Consider the following 18,522-nt stretch of genomic DNA (forward strand, 5'->3'; position numbering starts at 1 on the left):
GCGGAGGCGGGGCGGAGGTGAAGGCGGGGCGGGGGTGAAGGCGGGGCGGGGCGCAAGGCCCGGCTTCGGGGACGTCACGATCCTGTCCCGAGGCTGACCCCGACGCTTCGGCGTTCTTGACCCGTGCTTTACGCTCCGCTTACTTCTGGCCGTAGCTTTCGGGGGGATCGCCCGTGTTCGTCATCGCCATTCTGTTGCTCATCGCCGCAGTGGTGCTCTTCTTCGTCGCCCGCTCGCAGGACTCGAAGGGGCTGAAGCTCGGCGCCGTCGGCGCGGTCGTCGCCGGCCTCTTCTCGCTCGTCGTCAGCATGACGTACGTGATCAGCGCGTACGAGGTCGGTGTGCCGGTCGCCTTCGGCAAGGTGGGCTCGCCCATGACCTCGGGCATGCACGTGAAGTCGCCGTTCACCGACGTCACGACGTTCTCCACCCGCCCCGTCGACCTCAACCTCTCCGACAAGGACGTGGTCGAGGTCCGCTCCTCGCAGGGTGGCGTGATGTACGCCGAGGTGACGGTGAAGTGGGCTGTCGTCCCGTCCAAGTCCGTCGAGCTGTACAAGCTCGCGGGCAGCGAGGACGCCATCCAGCAGCGGCTCGTCTACCCGGACAGCCGGGAGATCGTCCGGAACGTCTTCGCCCGCTACACCAGCGAGCAGGGGTACGCCTCCGACCGCGAGAAGATCAATGCCGAGATCGGCACCCTGATCAAGGAGCGTCTCGTCCCGCGCGGCATCGACGTGACCACGGTCAACCTGCGCAACGTGAAGCCCTCCGACTCGCTCCAGGGCCAGATCGACCGCAAGATCCAGCAGCAGCAGGCGACCGAGCGCGCCCTTGAGGCCGCCCGTACCGCCCAGGCCGAGTCCGACCGGCGCCGGATCGAGGCGGAGGGCATCGCCCGCGCCAACAAGATCCTCAACGACTCGCTGACGGACAAGGTCCTCATGAACCAGTGCATCGACGCGTTCAAGGAGGCGGCGGCGAAGAACCCGATCTACACCGTGCCCTGCGCGAACGGCGGCTCCGCCCCGGTGATCGTGGACGGCTCGAAGCGCTGACCCCGCCCGTACCCGTACACGTACCCGTACACGTACACGGAAAGGCCGCCCCGGTCCGACGACCGGGGCGGCCTTTTCCGTACGCGTACGGAGGTGCTTACCGCGAGCGCTTCGCGAGGCGCTCCACGTCCAGCAGGATCACGGCGCGGGCCTCCAGGCGCAGCCAGCCGCGCTGGGCGAAGTCGGCGAGCGCCTTGTTGACCGTCTCGCGGGAGGCGCCGACCAGCTGGGCCAGCTCCTCCTGGGTGAGGTCGTGGACGACGTGGATGCCCTCCTCCGACTGCACGCCGAAGCGGCGCGACAGGTCGAGGAGCGCGCGGGCGACACGGCCCGGCACGTCGGAGAAGACCAGGTCGGACATCTGGTCGTTGGTCTTGCGCAGCCGGCGGGCGACCGCGCGGAGCAGCGCGGTGGCCACCTCGGGGCGGGCGTTCAGCCAGGGCTGGAGGTCGCCGTGGCCGAGGCCGAGCAGCTTGACCTCGGTCAGCGCCGTCGCGGTCGCGGTGCGCGGGCCCGGGTCGAAGAGGGACAGCTCACCGATGAGCTCGCCGGGGCCGAGGACCGCCAGCATGTTCTCGCGGCCGTCGGGGGAGGTGCGGTGCAGCTTCACCTTGCCCTCGGTGACCACGTACAGGCGGTCACCGGGGTCGCCTTCGTGGAACAGCGCGTCGCCACGGGCGAGCGTCGCCTCACTCATCGAGGCGCGCAGCTCGGCGGCCTGCTCGTCATCGAGCGCCGCGAAGAGCGGGGCGCGCCGCAGAACGTCGTCCACGAGTTCTCTCCATACTGTCGACCTGCTCAAAGGACCTGGGTCCCATGATGCCGGACGCACAAAACAGTGCGATCAATCACAACAAGTTTGACGCACTTGGCTACCCGTGCGTACGGCAGGGGCCCGATTGGGGTGCGATCGGCCGTGCCCGGGGCGGATGTCGGTGGTGGCCCCTAGGCTGGCCGGGTGTCCAACTCGCCGGTGAGAGCGCAGGCCAAGGGGGCTGAAAGAGTGTCGGCCGAAGGTAATTCCGCCGTGGGCGAACACGGCGTGTCGAAACGGGTGAAAGCCTCAAATCGGAAGGTTGTGGCCGCTCCGAAGAGCCCGAAGAGTCCGAAGGGGGCGTCCGCCAAGCCCGAGTCGCGACTCGCGATGGTCCGGCGGGCACGGAAGATCAACCGCGAGCTGGCCGAGGTCTTCCCGTACGCCCATCCGGAGCTCGACTTCCGGAACCCCTTCGAGCTCCTCGTCGCCACGGTCCTCTCCGCGCAGACCACCGACCTGCGGGTCAACCAGACCACCCCCGCGCTCTTCGCGAAGTACCCCACGCCCGAGGACCTCGCCGCCGCCGTGCCGGAGGAGGTCGAGGAGCTGATCCGCCCGACCGGCTTCTTCCGGGCCAAGACCAAGTCGATCATGGGTCTGGCCGCCGCCCTCAGGGACGACTTCGGCGGAGAGGTCCCCGGCCGCCTGGAGGACCTCGTGAAGCTCCCCGGCGTCGGCCGCAAGACCGCCTTCGTCGTCCTCGGCAACGCTTTCGGGGTCCCCGGCATCACCGTCGACACCCACTTCATGCGCCTCGTCCGGCGCTGGAAGTGGACCGAGCAGGAGGACCCGGTCAAGATCGAGGCGGAGATCGCCGAGATCTTCCCGAAGAGCGAGTGGACCATGCTCTCGCACCGGGTGATCTTCCACGGTCGCCGGATCTGCCACGCCCGCAAGCCCGCGTGCGGCGCCTGCCCGATCGCCCCCCTCTGCCCCTCGTACGGCGAGGGCGAGACGGACCCGGAGAAGGCCAGGAAGCTGCTCAAGTACGAGATGGGCGGCTTCCCCGGCCAGCGGCTCGACCCGCCGCCCGGCTACCCGGGCCGCCCCGCGCCGCCGCTGGGCGCGAGCGGCTGAGACCACAGCCGATCGGCCGCTCGGCCGCTCAGCCGCTCAACAGGGGAACGAACCCGTCCATCGATCGCGTTGTGAAACACGGGGTGCCTATGACGCGCACTGACGAAGACATCCACGACGAGCACGTCCACAACGGAGGGGGTCACCGCCCCGGGACCGGTGGCCTGCTCGACAGGGACGGGCTGCCGGGCTGGCTCGGCCCCGTCGACCGGGCCGCCCGCACGGTCGCGCCCGAGCAGCTGAGCCGCTTCCTGCCGCCCGCGAGCGGCGCCGGCCGTCAGTCCGCCGTCCTCGTCCTCTTCGGCGAGGCCGAGCGCGGCCCCGAGCTGCTCCTCATGGAGCGCGCCGGCAGCCTCCGCTCGCACGCCGGCCAGCCCTCCTTCCCCGGCGGCGCCCTCGACCCCGAGGACGGCGACCCGGCGGACGGCGGGCTGCTGCGCGCGGCCCTCCGGGAGGCCCAGGAGGAGACCGGGCTCGACCCGGCGGGCGTCCAGATCTTCGGCGTGCTCCCGCAGCTCTACATCCCGGTCAGCGGCTTCGTCGTCACCCCCGTCCTCGGCTGGTGGCGCGTCCCCAGCCCGGTCGGGGTCGTCGACCCCGGCGAGACCGCCCGCGTCTTCACCGTGCCCGTGGCGGATCTCACGGATCCCGCGAACCGCGCGACGACCGTCCACCCGAGCGGCCACCAGGGCCCGGCGTTCCTGGTCGAGTCCGCTCTGGTCTGGGGTTTTACGGCCGGAGTGATCGACCGGCTACTGCACTACGCAGGCTGGGAGCGCCCCTGGGACCGGGCCAAGCAGGTCCCGCTCGACTGGCGCTCATGACAGGCTGACCCCGGGCGACCGAAACGAATTTGCGAGGCTATCGACGGTGAACGTGCTGGACATCTTGTTGCTGCTCGCCGCCGTGTGGTTCGCCGTCATCGGATATCGCCAGGGATTCGTGGTCGGCATCCTGTCGGTGGTCGGGTTCCTCGGCGGCGGTCTCGTCGCGGTTCTGCTGCTCCCGATCCTCTGGGACCAGCTGACGGACAACAGCGAGGTCTCGACCACGGCGACGGTCGTCTTCGTGATGGTGGTCATCGTCTGCGCCTCGGTCGGCCAGGCGTTCACCACCCACCTCGGCAACAAGCTGCGCCGGCACATCACCTGGTCACCGGTGCGCGCCCTGGACGCCACCGGCGGCGCGCTGGTCAACGTCGTCGCGATGCTGCTCGTGGCCTGGCTGATCGGCTCGGCCCTGGCCCGGACCTCGCTGCCCACCGTGGGCAAGGAGGTGCGCAACTCCAAGGTCCTGCTCGGCGTGGAACAGGTGATGCCGGATCAGGCGTCCGGCTGGTTCGACGACTTCAGCAAAACCCTGGCCCGCAGCGGCTTCCCCCCGGTCTTCAGCCCCTTCGCCAACGAGCCGATCACCCCGGTCACACCGCCCGACCCGGCGCTCGCCGACAGCCCGGTCGCCGCCCGCGCCCAGCGCTCCATCGTGAAGGTCGTCGGCACGGCGCAGAGCTGCGGCAAGGTCTTCGAGGGCACCGGCTTCGTCTTCTCCGACCGCCGGGTCATGACCAATGCCCATGTCGTCGGCGGGGTCGACGAGCCGACCGTCCAGATAGGCGGCGAGGGCAAGCTCTACGACGCCAAGGTCGTCCTCTACGACTGGCAGCGCGACATCGCCGTCCTGGACGTGCCGGACCTCAAGGCGGAGCCGCTGAAGTTCACCGAGGAGGACGCCCGCAGCGGCGACGGCGCGATCGTCGCCGGCTTCCCGGAGAACGGCTCGTACGACGTGCGATCGGCGCGCGTGCGGGGCCGTATCAGCGCCAAGGGCCCCGACATCTACCAGCGGGACGAGGTGCGCAGGGACGTGTACTCGCTGTACGCGACGGTGCGCCAGGGCAACTCCGGCGGCCCGCTCCTCACCGAGGACGGCGAGGTGTACGGCGTGATCTTCGCCCGCTCCCTCGACGACGTGAACACGGGCTACGCCCTGACGGTCGACGAGATCCGCGAGGACATCGAGCGCGGCCTGACCGCCGGCCAGCAGGTCGACACCCAGGGCTGCGCGCTGTAGCCCGACCCCCTACGGGGTGTCGCGTGGATGCCGGAGCCGGGCCGAGACCCAGCGGGCCCGGCGTCGCAGGATGCGCGAGATCCCTACCCCTTGCACGGCGTGCGCGCGGCCCTGGTCCGGCGGGCCACCCCTCTCTCGGGAGCCCGGCCCAGCGGCCGAGCGGCGGTTGCGTGCTGTGTCACCGTAGTCGTGCGTCCAGCCCATACCTCGACGTCTGCCCGTGCCCCAAGGTCGGTAACCGCCCGGGGGCCCGCCAATTGGAGTATGCGCCGGGCACATGGCCGTTCGACGGATGTCTGTGCGTCAGAAGAAGGGGCCGGCGCGGGTGCAGACGGAGCGTCAGCGATCGGGCTCGGGGTCCTTCAGCCAGTTGACGAGCTCCGTCGAGAAGGCCACCGGGTCCTCCTCGTGCGGGAAGTGACCGAGGCCGTCGAAGAGCCGCCAGCGGTACGGCGCCTCCACGTACTCGCCCGAGCCGGCCGCGCTGCGGGTCCGCATCACCGGGTCCAGCGAGCCGTGCAGGTGCAGCGTCGGCACCCGTACGGGCCGCTTCATGCGCCGGTTGAACTGGATGCCGTCGGGGCGGGCCAGGGACCGCACCATCCAGCGGTACGGCTCGATCGAGCAGTGCGCCGTCGACGGGACCAGCATCGCCCGCCGGTAGACCTCTACGGCCTCCTCGTCGGCGGGGCGCGGCCCCGACCACTCCTGGATCAGCTCCCCGACGAGCGCCGCGTCGTCCGCGACGAGCCGGCGCTCCGGCAGCCACGGCCGCTGGAAGCCCCAGATGTGCGAGCCGGCCCGCGACTGGGAGAAGTCGGCGAGCATCGCCGAGCGCCAGCGGCGCGGGTGCGGCATCGAGGAGACGGCCAGACGGCGCACCAGCTTGGGCCGCATCACGGCCGCCGTCCAGGCGAGGTAGCCGCCCAGGTCGTGCCCGACGAGCGCCGCGTCCGGTTCCCCGAGGGAGCGGATCACGCCGGTGATGTCGAGAGCCAGGTTGGCGGGGTCGTAACCCCGGGGCGTGCGGTCGCTGCCGCCCACCCCGCGCAGGTCCATCGCGACGGCCCGGAATCCCGCGTCGGCGAGGGCCGGCAGCTGGTGGCGCCAGGTCCACCAGAACTGCGGGAAGCCGTGCAGGAGCAGCACCAGCGGGCCGTCACCCATCTCGGCGATGTGGAAGCGGGCACCGTTGGCGGCCACGTCGCGATGGGTCCACGGCCCGTCGAGCCGGACGGGCCCGCCGCTGCCGTTGCTGCTGTCGGGAAGGGTCATACGGACGAGCGTGCCACAGCGGGGGCCTTCTCCAGCGCCGGGCGCTGCTCCGGACGGGGGTGCGGCTTCACGTTCTGCATGATCGCGGCCGTCTGCTTGGCGGAGGCGATGGACTTCTCCGGCGGCTTGACCTTCTTGAACTTGGCGTACGCCAGGAGGCCGAGGAGTCCCGCGATCAGCACGTTCGCCGCGAAGGAGAGCAGGAAGCACCAGACGAGGTTCCAGCCCCCGTTGCCGTTGTGCCCGCCGGTCCAGGTGTTGATGGCGTACGCGAGCGCGAAGCTCAGCATCGGCAGCGAGAACAGCAGCACGACGCCGGCGGCGATGCCCGCGACGCTGCCGATCGCGCCGCGCTTGACGTCCTGCTTGACCTCGGCCTTGGCCAGGGCGATCTCGTCGTGCACCAGCGCGGACATCTCGGCGGTCGCCGAGGCGACCAGCTGGCCGAGGCTGCGCTCGGTGCCGTCGAACGGGTCGCTCATCGCTGCTCCCTCTTCTTTTCTGCGGTCAGAGGTTCTCTTCTACGGTGCGAGTCCTCTTCTACGGTCCGAGTCAGATCATGCCGGACGGTCGGCCTCGTCGCGCGATGCCCCCGCCGCTTGGGCGCGCTCGCGGTGTTCGGCGGCCTTCCGCTCGTAGATCTCCGCCATGCGCAGGTGGTACGCCGGGTTGTCCTGCTCGTAGATGTCGGGGATGCCGTCGTGGTCGTCGTCGCGCTCCTCGTCGGCGATGAGCGCCTGGTACTTGCGGACCCGGAGCTTCAGCAGGACGGAGGCGAGGACGGCCGCGATGAGGGAGCCGATGAGGACGGCGGCCTTCACCTCGTCGGTGAGGACGGCGTCGCCGGCGAAGGCGAGTTCGCCGATGAGCAGCGAGACGGTGAAGCCGATGCCGGCGAGGGAGGCGACGGCGAAGACGTCCGGCCAGGTCAGGTCGGGGTTGAGTTCGGCCTTGGTGAAGCGGGCGGCGAGCCAGGTGCCGCCGAAGATGCCGACGGCCTTGCCGACGACGAGACCGAGGACGACGCCGAGGGTGACCGGCTGGGTGAAGACGTCGCCGATCGCGCCGCCGGAGACGCTGACACCGGCGGAGAAGAGCGCGAACAGCGGTACGGCGAGGCCGGCGGAGAGCGGGCGTACGAGGTGCTCGATGTGCTCGCCGGGGGAGTGCTTCTCACCCTCGCGGGTGGTGCAGCGCAGCATCAGGCCCATGGCGACACCGGCGATGGTGGCGTGGACGCCGCTGTTGTACATCAGGGTCCAGATGACGAGGGCCAGCGGGACGTACACGTACCAGCCGCGGATGTTCTTGCGGAGCAGGACCCAGAAGAGGACGAGTCCGGCGAAGGCGCCGCCGAGCGCGGCGAAGTTCAGGTCGTTGGTGAAGAAGACCGCGATGATCAGGATCGCGAAGAGGTCGTCGACGACGGCGAGGGTGAGCAGGAAGGCGCGGAGCGCGGACGGCAGCGAGGTGCCGATGACGGCGAGGACGGCGAGCGCGAAGGCGATGTCGGTCGCGGTGGGCACGGCCCAGCCGTCCATCGAGCCGTTGCCCAGGGCGTTGACCAGGGCGTAGACGAGGGCGGGCGCGGCCATGCCGCAGATCGCGGCGATGACGGGGAGTGCGGCGGCCTTGGGGTCGCGCAGCTCGCCCGCGACGAGCTCGCGCTTGAGCTCGATGCCGGCGACGAAGAAGAAGATCGCGAGGAGGCCGTCGGCGGCCCAGTGCTGGATCGACAGGTCGAGGCCGAGGGCGGCGGGGCCTATGTGGAAGTTCTGTACGGACTTGTAGCTCTCGGCCGCCGGGGTGTTGGCCCAGATGAGGGCGGCGACGGCGGCGAGGAGGAGCAGCACGCCGCCCACGGTCTCGGTGCGCAGGGCGTCGGTGAGGTACCGCCGCTCGGGCAGGGAGAGCCGGCCGAGGAACTTGCGGTCGGTCGGTGTGGGCGTGGGTGCGGACACGTGGGAAACCTCCGTCGGGCGGGCAGGGCGAAGCACATGCCGACCAGACTTCCCGGCGCACCTAGGTATTTCTGTCGCGTTCCTGACGCGATCCTTACCTTACCTAACGAGCGAGGGTTGTGTCCGGCGGGATTCACTTTATGGATATCCGCGGCTTTCGTCCCCTCGGAGTCCGACATGCGAAAAGCCCGCCCCGAACGGATCGGGGCGGGCTTTTCGTGGCGTACGACTGCTTCGGCTCAGTCCTCGCTGGACGTCGTCGGCAGCTGGGTCTGGATGAGCGACATGACCGAGGAGTCGGTGAGCGTCGTGACGTCGCCCAGCTCCCTGTTCTCCGCCACGTCGCGCAGCAGACGGCGCATGATCTTGCCCGAGCGGGTCTTCGGCAGCTCCGCGACGGGCAGGACCCGCTTCGGCTTGGCGATCGGGCCGAGGGTCGCGCCGACGTGGTTGCGGAGCTCGGCCACCAGGTTCTCGTCCTCGCTGGCCGTACCGCGCAGGATGACGAAGGCGACGATCGCCTGACCGGTGGTCTCGTCGGCGGCGCCGACGACGGCCGCCTCGGCCACGGCCGGGTGGGAGACGAGGGCCGACTCGACCTCGGTGGTCGAGATGTTGTGGCCCGAGACGAGCATGACGTCGTCGACCCGGCCGAGCAGCCAGATGTCGCCGTCCTCGTCCTTCTTGGCGCCGTCACCGGCGAAGTACTTGCCCTCGAAGCGGGACCAGTACGTGTCGATGTAGCGCTGGTCGTCGCCCCAGATCGTGCGGAGCATCGACGGCCACGGCTCGGTGAGGACCAGGTAGCCCCCGCCGCCGTTCGGCACCTCGTTCGCCTCGTCGTCGACGACGGTCGCGGAGATGCCGGGCAGCGCGCGCTGGGCGGAGCCCGGCTTGGTCTCGGTGACGCCCGGCAGCGGCGAGATCATCATCGCGCCGGTCTCGGTCTGCCACCAGGTGTCCACGATCGGGGTCTTGTTCGCGCCGATGTGCTCGCGGTACCAGACCCAGGCCTCGGGGTTGATCGGCTCGCCGACCGAGCCCAGCACGCGGAGGCTGGACAGGTCGAACTTCGCGGGGATGTCGTCGCCCCACTTCATGAACGTGCGGATCGCGGTGGGCGCCGTGTAGAGGATCGTGACGCCGTACTTCTGCACGATCTCCCAGAACCGGCCCTGGTGCGGGGTGTCCGGCGTGCCCTCGTACATGACCTGCGTCGCGCCGTTGGCCAGCGGGCCGTAGACGATGTACGAGTGCCCGGTGACCCAGCCGATGTCGGCGGTGCACCAGTAGACGTCCGTCTCCGGCTTCAGGTCGAAGACGGCGTGGTGCGTGTACGCGGCCTGGGTGAGGTAGCCGCCGGAGGTGTGCAGGATGCCCTTCGGCTTACCCGTGGTGCCGGAGGTGTAGAGGATGAAGAGCGGGTGCTCCGCCTCGAAGGCCTCCGGGGTGTGCTCGGCGGACTGGCGGGCGACGATGTCGTCCCACCACACGTCGCGGCCCTCGGTGAAGGCGGTGTCCTGGCCCGTGCGGCGGACCACGAGGACGTGCTCGACCTGCGGGCACTTGGCGACGGCCTCGTCGATGGCCGGCTTCAGGGCGCTCGGCTTGCCGCGGCGGTAGCCGCCGTCGGCGGTGACGACCAGCTTGGCGTCGGCGTCCTGGATGCGGGAGGCCACGGCGTCGGCCGAGAAGCCGCCGAAGACCACCGAGTGGGCGGCGCCGACGCGGGCGCAGGCCAGCATCGTGATGGCCGCCTCGGGGATCATCGGCAGGTAGACCGCGACCCGGTCGCCCTTGCGCACGCCCAGCTCGGTCAGGGCGTTGGCGGCCCGCGAGACCTCGTCCTTGAGCTCGGCGTACGTGATGGCGCGGCTGTCGCCCGGCTCGCCCTCGAAGTGGATGGCGACCCGGTCGCCGTGACCGGCCTCGACATGGCGGTCGACGCAGTTGTACGCCACGTTCAGCTCGCCGTCCGCGAACCACTTGGCGAACGGCGGGTTCGACCAGTCGAGCGTCTCGGTCGGCTCGGTGGCCCAGGTCAGGCGTTTGGCCTGCTCGGCCCAGAAGCCCAGCCTGTCCGCCTTGGCCTGCTCGTACGCCTCCGCCGTCACATTGGCGTCCGCGGCCAGCTCGGCAGGCGGCGCGAACCGCCGCTCTTCCTTGAGCAGGTTGGCCAAGGATTCGTTGCTCACGACATCTCCCTTTCCCAGGGCGTCCTCTGTGCGTATGTGTCCCGCGTCATACCTCACCAGTCAGATGCCCGGGTGACAAGAGCATCCAGGAAATTGGTTTAGACCTGTGAGGTGGATGACGTGCGGTGGCCCCTTCTTCCCGAGCGGGTGGGAGAAGGGGCCACACAGTCTCACGGACGGCAGGAGCCGATGGTTCAGGACGCGCGGGGGCGGGATCGGGCCGAAGGTTTCAGGACACGCGGGCGGTCTCGCAGGTGGACGGCCTTTGCGTGGCCCTCCTCCGTGTGGCCCGTTTGCTCCCTGTAGGCCGTTTGCTCTCCGTGGGCCGCTTGCTCCCCGTGGGTCGTCTCCGCGTGGTCCGTCGGCATGACCTGGGTGAAGACGTCGTCGTAGCTGTGCACCTCGTCCGTGCCGGCGAGCAGGTACGCCTGCGCCTCGCCCACGTGGAAGTACATGCCGTGCAGCGTCAGGCTGCCGTCGGCCAGTCGGCGCGCCACCGACTCGTACGCCCTGAGGTGCTCCAGCTGCTGCACCACGTTGGTCAGGCAGAGCTGCTCGACCGCGTCGGCAGGCAGCCGTCCGGAGATACGGGCCCAGGCGTGCCGACGGCTGTCCATCCGCTCCAGGCTCGGCCGGCCGTGCCGCAGCCAGCGCCGCAGCGGGGTCGGCGGTGTCGCCGGATCGTCCGGGCCGCTGCCCAGCAGGGCCTGCATAGCGCCGCAGCCGGAGTGGCCGCACACGGTGATCGACTCGACCCGGAGCACGTCCACCGCGTACTCGATCGCCGCGGCCACCGAGTCGTCCCCGCTCTCCTTGCCGGGGAGGGGGACGAGGTTGCCGACGTTGCGCACGGTGAAGAGGTCACCCGGGCCGCTGGAGGTGATCATGCTCGTGACCAGGCGGGAGTCCGCGCAGGTCAGGAAGAGCTGGGAGGGGCGCTGACCCTCGCGGGCGAGGCGGGCCAGCTCGTCCCGTACGAGCGGGGCGGTGTTCCGCTGGAACTTGCCGATGCCACTGGCCAGGTGCAGCCCCGACGTCCGCCGGGTCTCGGCGGGCTCGGCGGCCGCGTCCGGCCCGTCGGTGGTCTCGGCGAGCCCCTCGGCCGGCGCGGGCCGTTCCCCGCACTGGTGGTTGTGCCACGGGGTCCAGGGGCGGGAGCAGGCGGGCGAGGCGGGGCCGGAGGCCGTATCGGAGGCCGTACCGGGGGCGGGTTCGGCGATCCGGGCGCCGGACGGACCGGTCGTCTCGACCGTGCCGCCGCGGGCGAGGTACCCGGATCTCCACTCGCTCAGCGTCTCGTAGGCCGCGTGGTCCATGAAGGACCCGTCGAGCTCGACCACGACGTGGGACCCCTGGGGCAGTTGGTGCAGGGCCCGGCTCAGCCGGGGGACGGCGAGGAAGGTCAGCTGGCCCCGTACGTGCAGCAGCTGGTGTCCGTCCCGCTCCTCGCGGCTGATCCGCGTGTGGGCCAGCCGGTGCAGTGCGACGGCGATGGCGACGGCGATGCCGAGGGCGACGCCCTCCAGGATGCCGACGAGGACGACACCGGCCAGCGTCACGGCGTAGACGACGACTTCGCGGTGGCGCGTGACCGTACGGATGTGGGTGATGCTGACCATCTGGATGCCGACCACCATGACGAGCGCGGCGAGCGCGGCCAGCGGGATCAGGTCGAGCGCGGGGACGAACAGCAGGGCCGCCAGCACGATCCACAGACCGTGGAGCATGGTGGAGGCGCGGCTCACCGCGCCCGCCGAGACGTTGGCGACGCTGCGGACCGCGACCCCGGCGACCGGCAGTCCGCCGAGCGCCCCGGAGACCACGTTGGCCGCGCCCTGTCCGGCGAGTTCGCGGTCGAGGTGGGAGCGGGGGATGTTCCGGCCGAGGTCTGGGCGGGCGGCGACCAGCTTGTCGACCGCGACGGCGGAGAGCAGCGACTGCACGCTCGTGACCAGGGTGATCGTGAGCACCCCGGCGGCGATGCCGAGGACCGGCCCCTCGGGCAGGCCGGGCAGTGCGTGGCTGCTCCAGGAGGGCAGGTCGACGCGCGGCACGGAGAGCCCGGCGACGACGGCCACCGCCGTCGCCCCGGCCACCGCGACGAGCGCGGCGGGCACCTTCCGTACGAGCCGGCCGGCCCGCCCCGGAAGCTTCGGCCAGGACAGCAGCAGGGTCACGGTGAGAGCGCTGATGGCGAGCGCGGACGGGTGGATGTGCGCCAACTGGGCGGGCAGGCCGAGGACGTTGTCCACGGCGGAGCTCTGGGGGGTGCCGCCGAGCACGATGTGGAGCTGGGCGAGGGCGATCGTGACGCCGATGCCGGCCAGCATGCCGTGCACGATCGCGGGCGAGACGGCGAGGGCGGAGCGGGCCACGCGCAGGACGGACAGGCCGAGTTGGGCGAGTCCGGCGAGGACGGTGATGGCGCAGGTGGTGCGCCAGCCGTACCGCTGGATGAGCTCGGCGGTCACCACGGTGAGGCCGGCGGCGGGCCCGCTCACCTGGAGGGGGGAGCCGCCGAACCGGCCGGCGACGATGCCGCCGACGGCGGCGGCGACCAGGCCGGACTGGAGCGGTGCTCCGGTGGCGAGCGCGATGCCGAGCGAGAGCGGCAGGGCGATCAGGAAGACGGCGACCGAGGCGGACAGGTCCGCGCCGGCGATGCGGAAGCGGCGCGGGCCGTCCGGCGGGCTGTGGGGCCGCTGGACGTGGGGCCGGGTGGTTTTGCGGCGGGTGGTCTTGCGCGTGGTCTTGCGGGCAGGGGGGCAGAGGGTCATGTTCCCGTCTCCTCCGGGGCAGCGCGGTCGCGGCTCGTGCGGGACGAACGTGGGGGTCGCGGCCGTGGGTCACGGCGTGCAGCGGCGGGATTCCGGCGGGACCCCCGGGATGGGGAGGATCAACGCTCGGTAAATGGATCGTAATGGAGAGTAAAGTCTCCGGCATTATTTTCGGGGCAAACAGGGCAATGATTCACCGGTTCCGGTGATAGACGAGCGGAATGCCGCTTGTCGTTTCATCTCCCCGGCGGGTGTGATGCGACGTTGACGCCGCTCGTACGGAACGTGTGCTCTGAGGAGAGGTGGGCGGATGCCAGCCGCCGGGAGAAGGACCGCAATCCACAAGGCAGTCCACAGGAAGGCGCTCGCCGCCGGTGCCCTCGCCGTCGCCCTGATCACCGGTCTCGCCGGCTGCTCGGGCTCCGACGGCGCTGCCACGAAGGGCACGCCGGGTGGCGCGGGTGCCAAGAAGGGCCCGGCCGCGGCTCCGCCGAACGCGGTCCGCCTGATCGGTGACGGCTCCACGGCCTTCACCGGCGCCCAGCCCCACCAGCCCGTCTGGCAGAAGCTCAAGCCGGGGGAGACGCCGCCGCAGTTCGTGGTCTTCTCGTGGGACGGCGCGGGCGAGGACAGCCAGAAGCTGTTCTCGCACTTCCGCTCGGTCGGCAGGAAGTACGACGCGACCATGACGTACTTCCTGAGCGGCGTGTACCTGCTGCCCGAGGAGAAGCGGAAGCTCTACGACCCGCCGCGGCACAGCGCGGGCCGCTCCGACATCGGCTTCAACGACGTCGAGGGGATCCGTGCCACCGTCCGCGAACTGCGTGCGGCGTGGCAGGAGGGCAACGAGATCGGCACCCACTTCAACGGGCACTTCTGCGGGACGGACACCAGCGTCGGCAAGTGGTCGCCCGAGGAGTGGAAGAGCGAGATCAACCAGGCCAAGTCCTTCGTCAAGAACTGGAAGACGAACGCCGGCCTGGGCGCGGAGCAGCCGCTGCCCTTCGACTACGACAAGGAGCTCGTCGGCGCCCGCACCCCCTGCCTGGAGGGACGGCAGAACTTCCTCCAGGCGGCGAGCGAGATGGGCTTCCGTTACGACACGAGCGGCGTCAACGACCAGATCTGGCCCAAGAAGGACCTGGGTCTGTGGGACCTGTCGATGCAGCTGGTGCCGGTCCCCGGCCGCGCCTTCCAGACGCTCTCCATGGACTACAACTTCCTGGTCAACCAGTCCCCGGGCACGACCCAGGGCGACCCGTCCCAGCACGGGTACTGGGGCGACCAGATGCGGGACGGTCTGGTGCAGGCCTTCGAGCGCTCCTACAAGGGCAACCGCGCGCCGCTGATCATCGGCAACCACTTCGAGTCCTGGAACGGCGGCACGTACATGCGCGCCATCGAGGAGACCATCGCGACGGTCTGCGTACAGAAGGACGTCAAGTGCGTGTCCTTCCGCCAGCTGGCCGACTGGCTCGACGCCCAGGACCCCGACGTCGTCGCCAAGATGCGCACCCTGAAGGTCGGGGAGGCCCCGGCGACCGGCTGGCAGACCTTCCTGGCCGCCCAGCCGCCCGCCCAGCCGCCCGCCCCGGCGGGCGCCCCGGCGACCGGCGTCAAGCAGGCTGAACGGCACTGAGCCCTTCACGCAACACAAACCCGGGGTCGACCTGCGCCAACAGGTCGGCCCCGGGCCCCTTTGTCTTTGCGCCCCTCGCTTCGCTCGGCACCGGGGGCGCCTCACGGGCTTCGGGTCGCTGCGCCGGACTCCGTCCGGCGGCGTCCGGTCCGGGGCGTCGTCAGCCGAGCTGCGATACGGCCACGCGCTCGCCGAGGACGAACTCGGGGTCGACCTGCGCCGCCAGGTCGGCCCCGGTTTTGGCGTTGCCCCAGCTTTCCGCGTTGCGCAGGTGGAAGTGAACCATCTGGCGCGTGTAGCGGTCCCAGTCGCGGTGGGCGTACGAGTCGTCGGCCGCGTCCTGAAGGGCCTGGAGCGACATGCGGTTCTCCGCCTCCAGGAGCTCGAAGCGGGGCGGGCGGCCCTTCTCCATCGCGCGGACCCAGTCCGAGTGGCCCACCGTCACCAGCAGGTCGTCGCCGACCTCCGCGCGCAGGAAGTCGAGGTCGTCATGGCCCTGCACCTTGTTCCCGACGACCTTGAGCGCGACGCCGAAGTCCCGCGCGTACTCCTTGTACTGGCGGTAGACCGAGACGCCCTTGCGGGTCGGCTCGGCCACCAGGAAGGTCATGTCGAAGCGGGTGAAGAGGCCCGACGCGAAGGAGTCCGAGCCCGCCGTCATGTCGACGACCACGTACTCGTCGGCCCCGTCCACCAGGTGGTTGAGGCAGAGCTCCACCGCGCCGACCTTCGAGTGGTAGCAGGACACCCCGAGGTCCGACTCCGTGAAGGGGCCGGTCGCCATCAGCCGGACGTCGCCGTCGTCGAGCGCGACCGTGCGCGCGCAGGCCCCGTAGACCGGGTTGTCCTCGCGGACGCGCAGCAGCCGCGAACCCTCCCCGGGCGGCGTCGTCTTGATCATCGTGTCGGCGGAGACGATCCGCGGGTTCGAGCCCCGCAGGTACTCCTTGATGAGCGGCAGATGCGCGCCCATCGCGGGCATCGCGGCGGCCTCGGACTCGGGCAGTCCGAGCGCGGCGCCCAGGTGCTGGTTGATGTCGGCGTCGACGGCGACGACCGGGGACTCGGTGGCGGCGAGGTGGCGGATGAAGAGCGAGGACAGCGTGGTCTTGCCGCTGCCGCCCTTCCCCACGAAAGCGATCTTCATGTTCACCTAGCGTAGTGGCATGAATGCGTGGTGTGGTCAAGGTGCGTGAAGAAGACCACTCCATCGTGGGGCGGGCCGCCAGGGCGCGTAGCCTCCCTACTTATGAGTACGCACGCCTCTGACCCCTTGGCCGCCCTCGGTTCCCTGCCGGGCGTCGCCGACGCGGTGGACTCCGTACGCAAGGCCGTCGACCGGGTCTACGGCCACCGTGTGATGCGGCGCCGCAGCAACGAGATCTCCTCCGAGGCGGCGCTGCGCGGGGCGCGCGGTTCGGCCGCCCTCTCCGGTGCCGACTGGGCCCTCGAAGAGGTCCGCCGGCGGACCGACTTCAGTGCCGACGCCGAGGCCCGCACGGTCGGCGCCGCCCTGCGCCTGGGTGCGGAGGCCGGGCAGCTCCTCTCCATCTGGCGCCAGTCGCCGATGCGGGTACTCGCCAGGCTCCACCTGGTCGCCGCGGGCGACGCGGGGATCTCGGGCGACACGGGTTTCGCGGTCGGCTCGGGCGGTTCCGACGGCTCGGCCGACTCGGTCGGGCGGCCCCGGCTGGACGGCGAGGCCGTCGACGAGCCGCTGATCGAGGCCCCGCTGCCGATGCCGTCCGAGGTGGCCGGCCGCCTCGACGGGCTCGCGGAGCTGATCGTCGCGGGCGGTGAGGCCCCGGCGCTCGTGACGGCCGCGGTCGTGCACGGCGAACTTCTCGCGCTGCGACCGTTCACCTCGTACAACGGTCTGGTCGCGCGGGCGGCGGAGCGGATCGTGCTGGTGGGCAGTGGCCTCGACCCCAAGGCGATCTGCCCGGCGGAAGTCGGCCACGCCGAGCAGGGGCGGGCGGCGTACCTCGCCGCGTTCGAGGGGTATCTGTCGGGCACCCCGGAGGGTGTGGGTGCCTGGATCGCGCACTGCGGGCGCTCGGTCGAGCTGGGTGTCCGGGAGTCGACGGCCGTCTGTGAGGCGCTCCAGCGCGGCGCGGCCTGAGGTGGTCCGCTTCCGGCGCCAGCGAAGCTGACGCCGGTCGCGATCCACCCCGGCACCGGCTCCAGTTGCGATCCAGAGCCGGGCCGGAAACGGGTTGCGGCGGCACCAGGTCTGGTACCGCCGCTGGCACGTCTACCCAGTTACCATGCGTCCTCGATAAGTGCCCATCAGGCCGGGAACTTTGCCCTTGGCCTGGTGCGGCTGGCCCGTAATCGACGGGTCGACGTCGCGTGGGTGCTCGGTTTCTGTGCTAGGTCCGTGGGGCCTTCATGCTCAACAGGTGATCCTCTCGGATGTCCTCGGTCTCGCGGGCCTGATTCCTTTCTACTCCTGTCGACGGGGAAGCGAAAGTGCTGGCTCCGCTTCTTTGCTCATTGCTCAAATTCGGGCAAAGTCACCCGGCGAGGCGATGGGTGAGCGCGGCCTGGCGGCGCCGGGAGGCGTACCAGACGAGTCCGGCCGTCACCGCTGCCGCGCCCACGGCCGCGGCGGCGACGAGCGCGGGGCGGGGCGGCATCCGGAATTCCGGCAGTCGCTGCTTGAGGCGTACCGGCTTGTCGAAGGAGAGCACCGGCCATTCGCGGGCGACGGCCTCGCGGCGCAGTGTCCGGTCGGGGTTGACGGCGAACGGGTGGCCGACGGCCTCCAGCATGGGGATGTCGGTCGCCGAATCGCTGTAGGCGTAGCAGCGGGAAAGGTCGTAGCCCTCCGACTCCGCGAGTTCCCGGACGGCCTCGGCCTTCGTCGGTCCGTAGGCGTAGTACTCCACCTCACCGGTGAAGCAGCCGTCCTCGCCGACCACCATCCGGGTGGCGACGACACGGTCGGCTCCGAGCATCTCGCCGATCGGCTCGACGACCTCGGCGCCGGACGTGGAGACGATCACGACGTCGCGGCCGGCGGCGTGGTGTTCTTCGATGAGGGAGGCGGCCTCGTCGTAGATGATCGGGTCGATCAGGTCGTGCAGGGTCTCGGCGACGAGCTCCTTGACCTGGGCGACGTTCCAGCCTTTGCAGAGCGCAGAAAGATATTCACGCATCCGCTCCATCTGGTCGTGATCGGCTCCCCCCACCAGGAACACGAACTGGATGTAGGCCGTCCGCAGGGCGGCGCGGCGGCTGATCAGTCCGCCCCGGTAGAAGGACTTGCTGAAGGTCAGCGTCGAGGACTTCGCAATGACCGTCTTGTCCAGGTCAAAGAAGGCGGCTGTGCGCGGCAAGGAGTGGTTTTCCACAAGCCTGAGCATAGGTGCCCGCCATTCGGCGTACGCTGGGGCGCGTGGGTTTGCCTGAGAAGGCTCTCGGGTACACCATGGAAGTCACGGATCGTTCGCGACCGTGCTAACCCGGTCCGGCTCCTCCCCCCCCCGAGTCGGCCGGAAAGACGACCCCCGCTCTCCCCCCCGGCGGGGGTCGTCGCATGTCCGGAGCCGTTTTGGCCCTCCGTGTCATCGTCAGCCCCTCTCTCCATGTGCCTGGGCCGCGATCCGGCCTAGCTGCCGTCGAGCCCTCGATTCATCACTCAGAGTAAC

Annotated in this window: 15 protein-coding genes; 6 read left to right on the top strand and 9 right to left on the bottom strand. The window is 70.6% G+C overall.

Going from position 1 to position 18,522, the window contains the following annotated elements; translation table 11 throughout:
- Positions 1–173 precede the first annotated feature (173 nt).
- Positions 174–1,058, top strand: coding sequence for a prohibitin family protein (locus tag OG357_RS21065; protein ID WP_329622623.1), 885 nt, complete (start codon positions 174–176; stop codon positions 1,056–1,058).
- A gap of 97 nt (positions 1,059–1,155) precedes the next feature.
- Here OG357_RS21065 and OG357_RS21070 read toward each other — a convergent pair whose 3' ends face one another.
- Positions 1,156–1,830, bottom strand: coding sequence for a Crp/Fnr family transcriptional regulator (locus OG357_RS21070; protein WP_015034542.1), 675 nt, complete (start codon positions 1,828–1,830; stop codon positions 1,156–1,158).
- A gap of 306 nt (positions 1,831–2,136) precedes the next feature.
- Between OG357_RS21070 and nth the strand changes: the two genes are divergently transcribed.
- The 3 genes from nth to OG357_RS21085 all read left to right on the top strand — a co-directional run bounded on the left by nth (position 2,137) and on the right by OG357_RS21085 (position 5,022).
- Entirely contained in the window at positions 2,137–2,952 is an 816-nt protein-coding gene (gene nth / locus OG357_RS21075; RefSeq protein WP_329622624.1) for an endonuclease III, read from the top strand.
- Positions 2,953–3,041: 89 nt separating this feature from the next.
- Positions 3,042–3,776, top strand: coding sequence for an NUDIX hydrolase (locus tag OG357_RS21080; RefSeq protein WP_329622625.1), 735 nt, complete (start codon positions 3,042–3,044; stop codon positions 3,774–3,776).
- Between the two features lie 46 nt (positions 3,777–3,822).
- On the top strand, positions 3,823–5,022 hold the full coding sequence (locus OG357_RS21085) for a MarP family serine protease (protein ID WP_329622626.1): 1,200 nt from the start codon (positions 3,823–3,825) through the stop codon (positions 5,020–5,022).
- 9 nt (positions 5,023–5,031) lie between these two features.
- Here the strand turns inward: OG357_RS21085 and OG357_RS21090 are convergent, their stop codons facing one another.
- The 6 genes from OG357_RS21090 to OG357_RS21115 all read right to left on the bottom strand — a co-directional run bounded on the left by OG357_RS21090 (position 5,032) and on the right by OG357_RS21115 (position 13,230).
- Positions 5,032–5,226, bottom strand: a complete 195-nt coding sequence (locus tag OG357_RS21090; protein WP_329622627.1) for a hypothetical protein — start codon at positions 5,224–5,226, stop codon at positions 5,032–5,034.
- A gap of 135 nt (positions 5,227–5,361) precedes the next feature.
- On the bottom strand, positions 5,362–6,297 hold the full coding sequence (locus OG357_RS21095; protein ID WP_329622628.1) for an alpha/beta fold hydrolase: 936 nt from the start codon (positions 6,295–6,297) through the stop codon (positions 5,362–5,364).
- A complete protein-coding gene (locus OG357_RS21100) occupies positions 6,294–6,779 on the bottom strand; it encodes a phage holin family protein (RefSeq protein ID WP_329622629.1) in 486 nt (161 codons plus the stop codon). Before OG357_RS21100 ends, OG357_RS21095 begins: the two co-directional genes overlap by 4 nt.
- Positions 6,780–6,854: 75 nt before the next feature.
- A complete protein-coding gene (gene nhaA / locus OG357_RS21105) occupies positions 6,855–8,258 on the bottom strand; it encodes a Na+/H+ antiporter NhaA (protein WP_329622630.1) in 1,404 nt (467 codons plus the stop codon).
- A 239-nt stretch (positions 8,259–8,497) separates the two neighbouring features.
- Positions 8,498–10,453: an acetate--CoA ligase gene (acs, locus tag OG357_RS21110; protein ID WP_329622631.1), complete on the bottom strand. Its 1,956-nt coding sequence runs from the start codon at positions 10,451–10,453 to the stop codon at positions 8,498–8,500.
- 194 nt (positions 10,454–10,647) lie between these two features.
- Positions 10,648–13,230, bottom strand: a complete 2,583-nt coding sequence (locus tag OG357_RS21115; protein ID WP_329622632.1) for a SulP family inorganic anion transporter — start codon at positions 13,228–13,230, stop codon at positions 10,648–10,650.
- A gap of 310 nt (positions 13,231–13,540) precedes the next feature.
- Here OG357_RS21115 and OG357_RS21120 point away from each other — a divergent pair, with 310 nt between their 5' ends.
- On the top strand, positions 13,541–14,869 hold the full coding sequence (locus OG357_RS21120; RefSeq protein WP_329622633.1) for a hypothetical protein: 1,329 nt from the start codon (positions 13,541–13,543) through the stop codon (positions 14,867–14,869).
- 160 nt (positions 14,870–15,029) lie between these two features.
- Here the strand turns inward: OG357_RS21120 and OG357_RS21125 are convergent, their stop codons facing one another.
- Positions 15,030–16,016: an ATP-binding protein gene (locus tag OG357_RS21125; RefSeq protein ID WP_329622634.1), complete on the bottom strand. Its 987-nt coding sequence runs from the start codon at positions 16,014–16,016 to the stop codon at positions 15,030–15,032.
- A gap of 102 nt (positions 16,017–16,118) precedes the next feature.
- Between OG357_RS21125 and OG357_RS21130 the strand changes: the two genes are divergently transcribed.
- A complete protein-coding gene (locus tag OG357_RS21130) occupies positions 16,119–16,991 on the top strand; it encodes an oxidoreductase (RefSeq protein ID WP_317596695.1) in 873 nt (290 codons plus the stop codon).
- Positions 16,992–17,385: 394 nt separating this feature from the next.
- Here OG357_RS21130 and OG357_RS21135 read toward each other — a convergent pair whose 3' ends face one another.
- A complete protein-coding gene (locus OG357_RS21135) occupies positions 17,386–18,237 on the bottom strand; it encodes an HAD family hydrolase (protein ID WP_317596693.1) in 852 nt (283 codons plus the stop codon).
- Positions 18,238–18,522: the final 285 nt, after the last annotated feature.

Origin of the sequence: Streptomyces sp. NBC_01255 (assembly GCF_036226445.1) — a bacterium.
Taxonomy (GTDB): domain Bacteria; phylum Actinomycetota; class Actinomycetes; order Streptomycetales; family Streptomycetaceae; genus Streptomyces.

Excerpts from the sequence above, each read along its gene's own strand:
- OG357_RS21100 (WP_329622629.1), bottom strand. The coding sequence starts at position 6,779 with ATGAGCGACCCGTTCGACGGCACCGAGCGCAGCCTCGGCCAGCTGGTC.
- OG357_RS21125 (WP_329622634.1), bottom strand. The coding sequence starts at position 16,016 with ATGAAGATCGCTTTCGTGGGGAAGGGCGGCAGCGGCAAGACCACGCTG.
- OG357_RS21120 (WP_329622633.1), top strand. The coding sequence starts at position 13,541 with ATGCCAGCCGCCGGGAGAAGGACCGCAATCCACAAGGCAGTCCACAGG.
- OG357_RS21095 (WP_329622628.1), bottom strand. The coding sequence starts at position 6,297 with ATGACCCTTCCCGACAGCAGCAACGGCAGCGGCGGGCCCGTCCGGCTC.
- OG357_RS21130 (WP_317596695.1), top strand. The coding sequence starts at position 16,119 with ATGAGTACGCACGCCTCTGACCCCTTGGCCGCCCTCGGTTCCCTGCCG.
- OG357_RS21135 (WP_317596693.1), bottom strand. The coding sequence starts at position 18,237 with ATGCTCAGGCTTGTGGAAAACCACTCCTTGCCGCGCACAGCCGCCTTC.
- OG357_RS21080 (WP_329622625.1), top strand. The coding sequence starts at position 3,042 with ATGACGCGCACTGACGAAGACATCCACGACGAGCACGTCCACAACGGA.
- OG357_RS21090 (WP_329622627.1), bottom strand. The coding sequence starts at position 5,226 with ATGGGCTGGACGCACGACTACGGTGACACAGCACGCAACCGCCGCTCG.
- OG357_RS21115 (WP_329622632.1), bottom strand. The coding sequence starts at position 13,230 with ATGACCCTCTGCCCCCCTGCCCGCAAGACCACGCGCAAGACCACCCGC.